Genomic DNA, 12,531 nt, shown 5'->3' on the forward strand with positions numbered 1-12,531 from the left:
ATCGCCGTTATCGGCCGGTTTCTTTCTTAATCGCGCGTCTTGTCGTCCGGGTTGCCCGTAGACTCGGCCGCCGGTTCCGGTTTGCGGGGCGGCTTGTCGGCCTGAGGTGCCGAGTCTGGCTCGGAACGGGGAGCGCCGCTGGCTTCGGCGGGCGACGGTTTCTCGGGTACCACCCCGGCATCGCTCTTCTTGTCGCGAGGGGACTTCGACGCGGAACCATCATCAGGCGTGGCGGACTCGGAGGGGCGTTTCTCGGTGCCCGACTCGGAATCCCCCTTGCCCTTGGCACCACCCGCTTTCGACGACTGAGCACTTCCCTTCGCCCGACGTGTACCGGATGAACCCTTTGGTGTGTCTCCCGTCGCTTTTTCGCCTGTTCCAGGCTCGCGGGATTTTTCTTCCTGGATCTTGGACTTGTTGCTTCCGGTGCCTTTTTCTTCAGGCGCTTTTGCGTCACTGCCGCCGGCTTCCTGGCCGGCGTCCTTGTCAGAGGATCTCGGCTTGGCGGCAGGCTTGGTCTCGCTGTCACCTGACTGGCTGCTATCGCCCTTGTCGGAACCCTTCACGGCCGACTGCTCAGGGGCCGCGCTCCCCGGGGGCGAGGAGGCAGACTTGGCGGTCTCCTTCTGGCTGGCGCCTTCCTGATGACTCCCGGAGTTGTCATGACCCGTGCTGTCGTCGCTGCTGCCGGAACGCCCGCGGCCACCCCGGCGACGGCCACCCCGGCGCGAACGGCGCGAGCGGCTGCGGCCCTTGGCACTGTCGTCATCGCCCGTGGACATACCATCCCCGGATGGCGTTGGCTGTTCCTTGTCCTTCTTGGAGCTCTCTTCAGATTCCGCCTTCGGTTTTTCGGTTTTGGGTTCGGCTTCGCGGGTCTTGGCGGACGCGTCGCCGCCGCCACTGCCACGCCGTCGCGAACGACCCTTGCCGCCGCTACCGCTACTGGAATCCTGACGGGTCTCGCTTTTGCCGTTGCCGGTACCCTTGGTTGCTTCGCGGTTGTCACTGCTTTCGTTTCGTGAACCCCGACGACGATTGGTTGCGCCGCCGCGGTTGTTGCTACCCCCGCGGCTGGAACGCTGCCCGCCTTTGCCTCGCTTTCGCCCCTCGTCCTGCTGCTCGGCTTCGACCTCCTGTTGGCGCCCGGCGTTGGGGAACAACGATGACCAGATTCGGGTAAAAAATCCGGGTTGCTGAACCGGTTCGCTCGGAGCTTGCGAGGCAGGGGAGTCGGCCATAGGGGCGGGGGCATTGACCTTTACGCCCTGAACCAGGGGTTTCTCCACCTTGCCCCGGCGTTCGCCGTGCGGGTCGGTGTCTTCTTCGACGGTCTCCACCAGTTCGTGCGAGCCGCGGCCACTGACCACTTCTTCACGCTCGTCCCCACGCACGCGCTGGACTTCGAATCTGGGTGTCAGGTACTGCGGGTTTGGGACGATGCTGATGTCGACCCGGTGGCGCGCCTCGATCTCGTTGATCGAAGCGCGTTTCTCGTTCAGCAGGAAGGTGCCGACGTCGACCGGGACCTGGGCCAGCACGAGGCCGGTCCGGTCCTTCATGGCCTCTTCCTCGATCAGGCGCAGGATCGACAGCGCCAGGGATTCGACGCTGCGGACCTGGCCATGCCCCTGACAGCGGGGGCAGGTGATCTGGCTGGATTCGCCGAGCGAGGAACGCAGGCGCTGCCGCGACATCTCGAGCAGTCCGAAGCGGCTGATGCGGCCAACCTGCACGCGCGCACGGTCGAGTTCCAGCGCTTCGCGCAGGCGGTTTTCAACCTCGCGCTGGTGCTTGTTGGCGTTCATGTCGATGAAATCGATCACGATCAGACCACCGAGGTCCCGCACGCGCAACTGGCGCGCCACTTCTTCGGCTGCCTCCAGATTGGTGTGGAAGGCGGTTTCCTCGATGTCGCCACCCTTGGTGGAGCGTGCGGAATTGACGTCGATGGAGATCAGGGCCTCGGTATGGTCGATGACCAGGGCGCCACCAGAGGGGAGTTGCACTTCGCGATCAAAGGCACTCTCGATCTGGCTCTCGATCTGATAGCGATTAAACAGCGGGACGGGGTCGTCGTACTTCTTCAGCTTACGCTGGCTGTTCGGCATCACCAGCCGGACGAAGTCTTCCGCCTGCTGGTAGACGGTGTCGTCGTCGATGATGACCTCGCCCACGTCGTTGCGCATGTGATCGCGCAGGGCGCGGATGATCACGTTGCTTTCCTGGTGGATAAGCGCCGGGGCATTGGCCTTTTCCGCCGCCTCGGTGACCGCCGACCACAGGGCCGTCATGTAATCGAGGTCCCACTGCAGTTCTTCAGTGCTGCGGCCCACGCCGGCGGTGCGGGCAATCACGCCCATGCCCTCGGGCATGTTCAGGCCGGACAGGGCCTCGCGCAGCTCCGCGCGGTCGTCGCCCTCGATACGCCGCGAAACGCCACCGGCCTTGGGATTGTTCGGCATCAGGACCAGGTAGCGACCGGCCAGGCTGATATAGGTGGTCAGCGCCGCACCCTTGTTGCCACGCTCTTCTTTCTCCACCTGGACAAGTAGCTGGGTCCCTTCCTTCAGCAGCTCGCGGATGGGCTTGTCACTGTCGGCCGGTGCGCCGACAGCGGAGGGGGCGATTTCCTTGAACGGCAGAAAGCCGTGGCGTTCAGCACCAAAGTTGACGAACGCGGCTTCGAGGCTTGGCTCGACGCGGGTGATCTTGGCCTTGTAGATGTTGGCCTTCTTGCGCTCGCGCGAAGGCAGTTCGATATCGAGGTCGTACAGCCGCTGGCCGTCGACCATGGCCACGCGCAGCTCTTCCGGCTGCGTGGCATTGATCAGGATGCGTTTCATGCAATGGACTCGGTCGGTCGTCCTGTGCGTCGGTCACAAGACCGGGGCCTCGCGGTGTGGTGCGAAGGCGGCACGTCGACGTTTCAAGACGCATGCCCGCCATGGCGGCGCGAAGCGGAAGCCAACGCGCCAGCCAGGTGTTCACCAATAGCCACGGGACCAGCCGCCCGCGGGATGCGGGGCCGGGGAGACAGGACTGGGTTAGAAGAAATAGTGTCACAGGTTCGCTTTTCGGCGATGGCCGTCTGGTCGTCTGTAGTCGCACAGTGCAGGACCAGATCGGCGGGTAATTCTGAGGTGCCCGGGCGCAATTCATGCCAGCGGGTACCGTGCGCCAATGTAGGGCATAAGCCCCCGTTTGGGCAAGTTTTTTCGTCGTCTCAAAGCCAGGGTACATGGTTCGGAAGGTGCGCCTGAGGTAGGATCGCGCCCGATGAAAGCACGCCCCAGTCAGCCGCAGCCTCCCTCTGGGCCTCGTACGCTCTCGGTCACCGAGCGCGGGGATGGCCAGCGCCTGGACAACTTCCTCCTGCGTGAGCTTAAAGGCGTGCCCAAGGGTCTGATCTACCGCCTGGTGCGCAAGGGAGCGATCCGGGTCGACGGGCGCCGCGCCAAGGTGACCCAGCGGCTGAGTGTCGGCTCGGAGGTGCGCGTACCGGGCCTGGACCGGCCCGAGGCCGTCGAGCGCGATATCCCCCCGGGGGTCCTGGACCGTCTGCGACGTTCGATCCTGTATGAAGACGACCAGGTTCTGGTCCTCGACAAGCCCTCGGGCCTTGCGGTGCATGGCGGCAGTGGCCTCGCATTCGGGATCATCGAGGCGATGCGCCAACTTCGTCCCGGCTCCGAGCTGGAACTGGGGCACCGGTTGGACCGAGAGACCAGCGGCTGCCTGCTGCTGGCCAAGAACCGCGCGGGATTGCAGGACTTCCACACGGCCCTGCGCGAGGGTCGGGTGGAGAAGCGCTATATGGCGCTGCTGGTGGGGGCATTTCCTGGCGATCAGCCCCATGTGTGTGACGAGCCGATTGCCTCGAGCCGGGGGCAGGACGGCAAGCGCCGCATGCGTTCCGGGGAAGGCGCCGACCCCGAGAGTGCGCGTGCGGCCATTAGCGAGTTTGTGCCGCTGGAGCGTTATGGGCCGTTCCAGCTGGCCGAAGTCCGGATCGGTACCGGACGGACCCATCAGATCCGGGTCCATGGGCAGGCCATCGGCCACCCCGTGGGCGGTGATCACGACTACGGACTGCCCGATGCGAATCGTGTACTGCGCCGTGCCGGCCTGAAGCGCCTGTTTCTGCATGCCCAGGCGCTACAGTACGAGGATTCCACCGGTGAGTCGCATGTGTATTCCGCACCGCTCCCGGACGAGCTTCAGGCGGTCCTCGATACGCTCGCGAGCCCCGAAACATTCGAATGAACACGCTGCTGCCGCCGGAGGGTGATGCCCTGCGCCTGGTCGTATTCGACTGGGACGGGACGTTGATGGATTCGCCACGCCGGATTGTTCATTGTCTGCAGCGTACCTGTGTGGCGCTGGGGCAGGCGACACCCCCGGAAAGCGCCTTGCGGGATATCATTGGGCTGGGCGTGGAAGCGGCCGTGCAGAAGCTGTTTCCGGGGGCGGACCCTGCGTTCGTGGCTGCGTTCGCCGCCACCTATCGCCGGTGCTACCTGACCGCCACCGATGCGCCGGAGACGCCGATGTTCGCGCATGTCGCGCCCTTGCTTGACTGGCTGGACGAACGGGGCGTGCTGCTGGGCGTGGCAACCAGCAAGTCGCGGGCGGGGCTGGACCAGGCGCTGGAGGCTACCGGCCTGCAGGGGCGTTTTGTCGCGACAGCCTGCGGCGACGAGCACCCGTCCAAACCGAGTCCGGTGATGCTGGAGCATGTAATGCACCGCTGTGGAGTGGAACGCTCCCGGACGCGGATGGTCGGTGATAGCGTTTATGATCTGCGGATGGCCCGCGCCGCCGGTGTCCCGTCACTGGCCGTGGCGCATGGGGTCCACGATGACCGGCGCCTGGCTGACGAGAACCCATTGGCCGTGGCCCGTGACCTGAAAGAACTGCTGGAACTCTTGCGGCAATCGGAGCCGCTTCCCGAGGATTGAGGACAAACGGATGGGTTGGTCGAACGAAAACAAGCCGGGGTGGGAGCGCGAGACGCTGGAGCGCCTGGTCCAGGCGCAGGTGGTGGAGCAGCGGCGTGCCCGTCGCTGGGGCATCTTCTTCAAGCTGCTGCTGTTCATCTATCTGTTCGCCCTGTTGGTCCTGGTGCGGGGCGGCGATATGGGCTTGTCCGCATGGTTCGAGGACGACCGTGAGCCCGAGGAGCACGTGGCGGTGGTCGAGATCGACGGGCTGATCGCATCCGGTGCCCGGGCGAACGCCGAGGAACTGAACAAAGTCCTGGAAAAGGCGTTCGAGGCGGATGGAACCCGGGCCGTAATGCTACGGATCAACAGCGGGGGCGGGAGTCCGGTCCAGGCCGCCGCGATCCATGACGAGATCCTGCGGCTGAAGGACGAACACGAGGATATCCCGGTCTATGCGGTCGTCACGGATATCGGGGCCTCGGCGGCCTACTACATCGCCGTGGCGGCGGACGAGATCTACGCCAGCCAGGCTAGCATGGTCGGCTCGATCGGGGTGCGTCTGGACAGCTTTGGCGTGGTGGATCTGCTGGACAACATCGGTGTCGAACGGCGGCTGTTCACGTCCGGGGATAACAAGGCTCTGCTGGATCCGTTTCTGCCGCTCGACGAGGGGCACGTGCGCCATATCCATGACCTGATGGACGGGCTGCACCAGCAGTTCGTCGATGTGGTCCGCCAGGGGCGGGGGGATCGTCTGGCTGAAAACGAGGAGCTGTTCGACGGCCTGATCTGGACCGGGCAACGCGCGGTGGATCTGGGTCTGATCGATGGTCTGGGGACGGATCAGTCGGTTGCGCGCGACGTGATCGGGATCGAGAAGATGGTGACCTTCAAGCCACGTCGCAGCGCCCTGCAGCTGCTGTTCGAGGACCTGGGTATGTCGGCCCTGCAGAGCTGGCTGGCGATGGAAACCAAGCCCAACTGGCGCTGAACGGGAAAGCCGGCGGGGTACTGCCCGTTCCCGTCCGCGCTAGCTGTCCAGCCGCGTCACGCGGGCGATGATCCCGACGACCGGGTGGTCGAGATAGAACAACTGGCTGCCGGAATTCATCCGCTGGTGGCCGCGCACGGTCACGCCGAGCGGTTCGGACCCGTCGCGGTCGATGTGGTAGACGAGGTCGGTCTCCAGATGGAGGAACCGCCCGACCCATACCCGTAGCCGGCCCTCCAGTTCGTAGCGGTCCTCGTCCGCGACAATCGGCTGGGCCGCGGCGGCCGTGTCGCCGAACACGGCTTGACGTGCCCCAAGGCGGCGGCCCTGTTGCACCTTCAGCCAGGGCGTCGCGCTATGGTCGCGGCCCAGCTGATCCCAGGCCAGCCGCGCAATGACCCGTCCGGCACCGGAGTCCTCGACCCGGCTCGCGGCCCGCTGCAGTTCGAATCCGCGCCGGGAATCCTGGTAGATGCGTCCCCCCAGCTCCGATCCCGCCAGGTTCGGTTCGCGCGCGGAGGCGATCTCCTCCTGCAGGCGCCGGCTTTCCGCGGTCGTGTGTTCGAAGATGACCAGCTCGATGCGGTAGCGGCGGCCGACCTGGGCCGTGGCCGTCGTCCCCAGCCCGAGAAGCGGCAGGAGGGCGAGGCCGCTGACGAGCCTGCGGCGGTTCGGGTCGGGGCGATTGGTTTTGGCGTGCATTCAGGCGGCCTGCTGTTTCGGGCTGATGGTGTGGATCAGACGCTGGACGGCCTGCGAGCGGGCCTCCAGGGTCTCCATTTCGGCATAAAAGCGGAAAGCCTTCTGGCCGTCCAGTTTGTAGGCATTCGGATCGGATTGCACCAGTTCAATCAGCGCGGCGATATCGATTTCGGGATTCGGTCCGAAAACGAAGCGCCCGCCGGCCGGGCCCAGTTCCAGTTTCCGGATCCCCAGGGGCGTCAGCTTGAGCCGCAGGCGTGCGGCCTCGAACAGGGCCTTGGCCGGATCGGGCAGCAGCCCGAAACGATCCACCAGTTCCACCTCCAGCTCGCGCAGTGCATCGCTGTTCTCGGCGCTGCTGACGCGCTTGTAGAGGATCAGGCGCGTGTGCACATCCGGCACGTAGGCATCTGGCAGCAGGGCGGGCAGGCCCAGCTCGACCTCCGTTCCGGGTGTCTCCGGGGTCTCCAGTTCAGGCATCTTGCCGGAGCGCAGGGCCTTGACCGCGCGGTTGAGCAGGTCGTTGTACATCGAGAAGCCGACTTCCTGGATCTGGCCGCTTTGTTCGTCGCCCAGCAGTTCGCCGGCGCCCCGGATCTCGAGGTCGTGGCTGGCGAGGGTAAAGCCAACGCCCAGGTCCTCCAGCGAGGCGATTGCCTCCAGGCGCTTGCGCGCGTCGGCCGACATGGCTTTTTCCGGCGGCGTGACCAGGTAGGCGTAGGCCCGGTGATGGGAGCGTCCGACGCGGCCGCGAAGCTGGTGCATCTGGGCGAGGCCCAGCTTGTCCGCGCGATTCATCACGATGGTATTCGCCGTGGGTACGTCGATGCCAGTCTCGATGATGGTGGAGCAGACCAGGATGTTGTAGCGCCGATGGTAGAAGTCGAGCATCACCTGTTCGAGTTCGCGCTCGCGCATCTGCCCGTGGGCGATGCCGATCCGCGCACCCGGCAGCAGCGCACGAATCTGCTCCGCCATGCGCTCGATGGTGTTGACCTCGTTGTGCACGAAGTATACCTGGCCGCCGCGGCGGATCTCACGCAGGCAGGCCTCCTGGATGATCGCGTCGTTCCACTCGTTGACGAAGGTCTTGATCGCCAGGCGTTCGCGCGGCGGGGTCGTGATCACGGAGAGGTCGCGCAGCCCGGACAGGGCCATGTTCAGCGTGCGCGGGATCGGGGTCGCGGTCATGGTCAGCATGTCGACCTCGGCGCGCAGTCTCTTCAACGCCTCCTTGTGGCGCACGCCAAAGCGCTGTTCCTCATCCACGATCACGAGCCCGAGGTTGGAGAAGTCCAGGTTCGACTGCAGCAGCTTGTGCGTACCGATGACGATATCGACCTTGCCTTCCTTCAACCCTTCCAGCACGGCGGCCTGCTGCTTGGCGCTGCGAAACCGCGACAGGGACTCGATGCACACCGGCCAGTCGGCGAAGCGATCGCTGAAGTTCTGGTGATGCTGCTGGGCAAGCAGGGTGGTCGGGACCAGCACGGCCACCTGGCGATTGTTCTGCACGGCGACGAATGCGGCGCGCATCGCGACCTCGGTCTTGCCAAAGCCGACATCGCCGCAGATCACGCGGTCCATGGGCCGGGTGTCGGCCATGTCGGTCAGTACGGCGTCAATCGCCTGGAGCTGGTCGGCGGTTTCCTCGAACGGGAAGGCCGCGGCAAAGGCGTGATACTCGGGGGTCTCGGTCGCGAACGCCGTACCCTGCTTGGCGGCGCGCCGCGCATGGACCTCCAGCAACTCGGCGGCGACATCGCGCGCTTTCTCGGCGGCCTTGCGGCGGGCACGGTTCCATTGCTCGCTGCCCAGACGGTGGAGCGGGGCGTGCTCCGCATCGGCACCGGTATAGCGGCTGATCAGGTGCAGCGAGGAGACCGGGACATAGAGCTTCGCGCCATCGGCGTACTCGAGCGTCAGGAACTCCGATGGCTGGCCGTTGAAGTCCAGCGTCTGCAGGCCCTGATAGCGGCCCACGCCTTGTTCCTCGTGGACGACTGGGGCCCCGATCGTGAGATCGCTGAGGTTCTGGACGACGGCGTCGGCATCGCGGGTGGTGCGGTTGCGCCGGCGTGATTGCCGTGCGCGTTCGCCGAGGATCGCCGACTCCGGGACGAGGACGATCCCGTCGGGCAGTCGGAATCCCTCGCTCAGTGCGCCGACGGTCACGCTCAGGCCGGGGTCGCCGGTCAAGAAGGTCTCCCAGTCTTCGACCGCGTGATGCGGCACATCCTGCTCGCGCAGCAGTGTGAGCAGTGCTTCGCGCCGGCCAGCGGACTCGGCGGTGAGCAGGATCCGCTCGTGTTCCTGCACAAAGTGCTTCAGGCGTTCGGCAGGGGCATCCTTGCCGTGTTCCATGCCCAGCTCGGGCAGGGGATCGCAGGCGAAGGGCACGGTCCTCCCGCGATCTGCCGGCAGCGGCTGCGGCGGATCGCCACCCAGGGCAATGCCGGCGCGGGCACGCAGGGCCTCGTTCAGGGCTGATTCGTCGAGATAGAGGCGCTCCGGTGGCAACAGGGGGCGTTCCACCTGGTGGCCCAGCTGCTCGAATCGATCGGCGATCTCGCGGGAATACTCCTGCGCGGCGCCGGCGATATTGCCGACCTGTACCACCCGGGCCTGGGGGGCGTAGTCGAACACGCTGTCCATGCCCTCAAAGAACAGGGGCAGGTAGGCCTCGATGCCCGGGGGCACCAGCCCTTCGCTGATGTCTCGGTAGATCGGGTGGCGGCTGGGGTCGCCGCTGAACTGCTCGCGATAGCGCGTGCGGAACGCGCGAATGGAGTCCTCGTTCAGCGGGAACTCGTGACTGGGCAGGATCTCGACGTGCTCGACCTTTTCGGTGGAACGCTGGGACTCCGGGTCGAAATGGCGCAACGAATCGATCTCGTCGTCCAGAAACTCGATGCGCACCGGCTGTTCGGCGCCCATCGGGAACAGATCGAGGATCTCCCCGCGCGCGGCAAATTCGCCGTGGCCGATGACCTGGTTGACGGCGCCGTAGCCCGCCTCGATCAGACGTTCCCGAAGCTGCATGCGATCCAGCCGCTGGCCGTTATGCAGGGAAACGCCCTGGGTGGTCAGCCAGTCGCGCGGTGGCAGGCGTTGCATCAGCGTGGAGACCGGGATCAGGATGATCCCGCGTTCCAGGGAGGGCAGGTGATACAGCGTACGCAGTCGTTCCGAGATGATGTCTTCGTGCGGCGAGAAGACATCGAATGGCAGGGTTTCCCAGTCGGGGAGGCGCATCACGGGCAGGTCGAGCCCGTCAGCGAAGAAATCCCACTCCTCCTGCCAGCGATCCGCGGCCTCGTTCGATTCGACGACGACCAGCAGCGGCCATTCGGCCGATGCGGCGGCGCGTGCGAGTGCCAGTGGAGTGGCAGTGGTATTGAGCCCCGACCAGAGCTCGAAGCCATCGCCGGGAAAGCGGCCAGGGTTTAGCGGGTTGCGCGGCTGTTCGGACATGCGGGTTGGGTGATCCGGGAAAACGGGCCGGCATTATACGGATTCGGCCCCTTTCGCGGCGGGAACCCCGCTGGGGTGACGCTGAATTTCAGTCCACGCGGTCGATGTAGCGCTTGAGGATCGGGCCGTAGGCATCGATGCGACGGTCGCGCAGGAAGGGCCACATGCGGCGGACCGTCTCGGTGCGTCCCAGGTCCAGGTCGGCACGGAGGATCTCGGGCTGATCCTCGCGCGCCTGGGCCAGGATCTCGCCCTGGGGGCCCGCGACGAAGCTGTTCCCCCAGAACCGGGTCCCGGGGCTGCTTTCAGACGGGTCTGCTTCGTGCCCGGTGCGGTTGCAGGCAAGGACCGGCAGATTGTTTGCGACCGCATGGCCACGCTGGACGGTGATCCAGGCCTCGCGCTGGCGCGCCTGCTCGTCGGCTTCGTCCCGCGGATCCCAGCCAATGGCGGTCGGGTAGATCAGGCATTGAGCCCCGGACAGGGCCATGATGCGCGCTGCCTCCGGGTACCACTGATCCCAGCAGACCAGCACGCCCAGGCGCCCGACCGAGGTGTCGATCGGGACGAATCCGGTGTCGCCGGGGGTGAAGTAGTACTTTTCGTAGTAGCCGGGGTCGTCCGGGATGTGCATCTTGCGATAGAGACCGGCCGGGCGGCCATCCGCTTCGAAGACGATTGCGGTGTTGTGGTAGACGCCGGCCGCACGGCGCTCGAATAGCGAGGTCACGAGCACCACGCCGTTGTCCCTGGCGATCTCCCTCAGGCGTTTGGTGGACCGGCCGGGAATGGGTTCGGCCCGGTCGAAGACGGCGGGGTCTTCGGTCTGGCAGAAGTAGGGGCCGGTATGCAGCTCGGCCAGCACGATCAGCCGGGCGCCCCCCTTCGCAGCATCGGCCACGGCCTGCGCGGTCGCGTCCAGGTTGGCCTCGACGCTCCCGGCATCGCGGTGCTGGATCAGTGCCACGGGAAGGGTATCGGTCGTCATCGCAGATCAGTCTTCGGGGATGCCTAGAGCACCTTTGGGATACTGCATGGTCAGGCAGTGCAGACTTCCACCCTGCCAAATGATATTTCGACAGTCGATTTCCACGATCTCGCGTCCCGGAAAGGCCTCGGTCAGACGATCCAGGGCTGTGGCGTCGGCGGGATCATCGTAGGCTGGCATCAGCACCGCATCATTGAGGATCAGGAAGTTCGCGTAGGTGGCGGGCAAGCGCTGGCCATCGCCACCGAACTGCGGGCGTGGCCAGGGCAGGGGGATCAGGCGGTAGGGCTCGCCGGAGGCCTGGCGCAGTGAGCGCAGTTCCTCTTCCATGGCGGCCAGTTCGGTGTAATGCGGATCGTCGCCGTCGTCGCACTGGACGTAGGCGATGGTGCCCGGGCTGCAGAAACGGGCAAGCGTATCGATGTGGCTGTCGGTGTCGTCGCCATCGAGATGCCCGTGTTCCAGCCACAGGATCCTTTGCGCCCCGAGATAGTCTTGCAGGCGACGTTCGATGGCTGCCTTGTCCAGATCCGGGTTGCGCGTGGGCTGCAGCAGGCAACGCGTTGTTGTCAGGATGGTGCCGGCGCCATCGGATTCGATGCTGCCACCCTCCAGCACCATTGGAACGGTCTCCGGGCTGTTGAGCCCGTAGACGCCCTGTTGGGCGAGGTTGGCGGTGATCGCGTTGTCGCGAGCAGCCGGGAACTTGCCCCCCCAGCCGTTGAACGTAAAGTCGAGTATCCGGGGCCGGGGGCCTTCCACAACGGTGATGGGACCATGATCGCGGGTCCAGGTGTCATCGGAATCTGCCAGCGCGAACCACAGGCGGTCGTTGCGGATCGCCGCCTCCACCAGAAAGCCGGAGATTTCTTCGATGTGCTCCGGGTCGCGGGCAACGATTACCACTGGCTCGAAGCGGCTAATCGAGGCCGCGAGCGTGGCAAAGACAGGATGGACCTGATCCAGTATTGGTGCCCAGTCCGTGCCTTCATGTGGCCAGGTCAGTTGAATCCCCGCCTGGGGTTCCCATTCCGCGGGCAGACGACGTTTGATGGAGAGCGGCCCCTTCGTCACGGTCGGCGCGGGGTCTGTTCGCCGTGCACGATGCTGTGCAGAACGTATTCGCCCTCGAACACCACGGAAAAGTCCTCATAGTCCCAGCGCGTGATCGGCGGATCGCCGACCGTCGGGTGACGCTGGTTGGGTTCGCCATGCTGGTTGCGTACACCGGACTGGTTCTGGCCGCGTGATGGCAGGCCCTCGCGGGTCTGGACCTGGAAGTCTCCACCCGTGCCTCGCAGGATCTCGGCATGCGCCTCGCCCGAGGCAAAGGTTGCGAATCCCGTGGCCGTGAGCAGACCCACCGTGGCGGAAACGGCGATCAGGCTGCGGGGACGAGTGAGCATGTGCTTTGCATGATTCCCTTGCAT

9 protein-coding genes are annotated in these 12,531 nt (G+C 65.5%); 3 read left to right on the forward strand and 6 right to left on the reverse strand.

Features of this window, described 5'->3' with window-relative positions:
* Positions 1-26: 26 nt before the first annotated feature.
* Positions 27-2,846 carry an Rne/Rng family ribonuclease gene (locus F623_RS0106300; protein ID WP_018868231.1) on the reverse strand — a complete coding sequence of 940 codons (2,820 nt, stop codon included), beginning with the start codon at positions 2,844-2,846 and terminating at the stop codon, positions 27-29.
* Between the two features lie 433 nt (positions 2,847-3,279).
* Here F623_RS0106300 and F623_RS0106305 point away from each other — a divergent pair, with 433 nt between their 5' ends.
* From F623_RS0106305 to F623_RS0106315, 3 genes are read left to right on the forward strand one after another with little or no spacing between them, the layout of a single operon-like run.
* Positions 3,280-4,266: an RluA family pseudouridine synthase gene (locus tag F623_RS0106305; protein WP_018868230.1), complete on the forward strand. Its 987-nt coding sequence runs from the start codon at positions 3,280-3,282 to the stop codon at positions 4,264-4,266.
* Positions 4,263-4,961, forward strand: coding sequence for an HAD family hydrolase (locus F623_RS0106310; protein ID WP_018868229.1), 699 nt, complete (start codon positions 4,263-4,265; stop codon positions 4,959-4,961). The genes F623_RS0106305 and F623_RS0106310 overlap by 4 nt, the downstream gene beginning before the upstream one ends.
* A gap of 10 nt (positions 4,962-4,971) precedes the next feature.
* The gene (locus F623_RS0106315; protein ID WP_018868228.1) at positions 4,972-5,937 is read left to right on the forward strand and encodes a S49 family peptidase; all 966 of its coding nucleotides are present in this window, start codon (positions 4,972-4,974) and stop codon (positions 5,935-5,937) included.
* A gap of 39 nt (positions 5,938-5,976) precedes the next feature.
* Here F623_RS0106315 and F623_RS0106320 read toward each other — a convergent pair whose 3' ends face one another.
* From F623_RS0106320 to F623_RS0106340, 5 genes are all read right to left on the reverse strand, one after another.
* Positions 5,977-6,639, reverse strand: a complete 663-nt coding sequence (locus F623_RS0106320; RefSeq protein WP_018861349.1) for a CsiV family protein — start codon at positions 6,637-6,639, stop codon at positions 5,977-5,979.
* Positions 6,640-10,113 carry a transcription-repair coupling factor gene (gene mfd / locus F623_RS0106325; RefSeq protein WP_018868227.1) on the reverse strand — a complete coding sequence of 1,158 codons (3,474 nt, stop codon included), beginning with the start codon at positions 10,111-10,113 and terminating at the stop codon, positions 6,640-6,642.
* An 88-nt stretch (positions 10,114-10,201) separates the two neighbouring features.
* Positions 10,202-11,101 (reverse strand): carbon-nitrogen hydrolase, encoded by a 900-nt coding sequence (locus F623_RS0106330; protein ID WP_018861351.1) that lies wholly within the window; start codon positions 11,099-11,101, stop codon positions 10,202-10,204.
* A gap of 6 nt (positions 11,102-11,107) precedes the next feature.
* Positions 11,108-12,175 (reverse strand): agmatine/peptidylarginine deiminase, encoded by a 1,068-nt coding sequence (locus tag F623_RS0106335; RefSeq protein WP_018868226.1) that lies wholly within the window; start codon positions 12,173-12,175, stop codon positions 11,108-11,110.
* Positions 12,172-12,531: a hypothetical protein gene (locus tag F623_RS0106340; RefSeq protein WP_369771390.1), complete on the reverse strand. Its 360-nt coding sequence runs from the start codon at positions 12,529-12,531 to the stop codon at positions 12,172-12,174. The genes F623_RS0106335 and F623_RS0106340 overlap by 4 nt, the downstream gene beginning before the upstream one ends.

It is taken from the genome of Thioalkalivibrio sp. ALD1 (assembly GCF_000381245.1).
Lineage (GTDB): Bacteria > Pseudomonadota > Gammaproteobacteria > Ectothiorhodospirales > Ectothiorhodospiraceae > Thioalkalivibrio.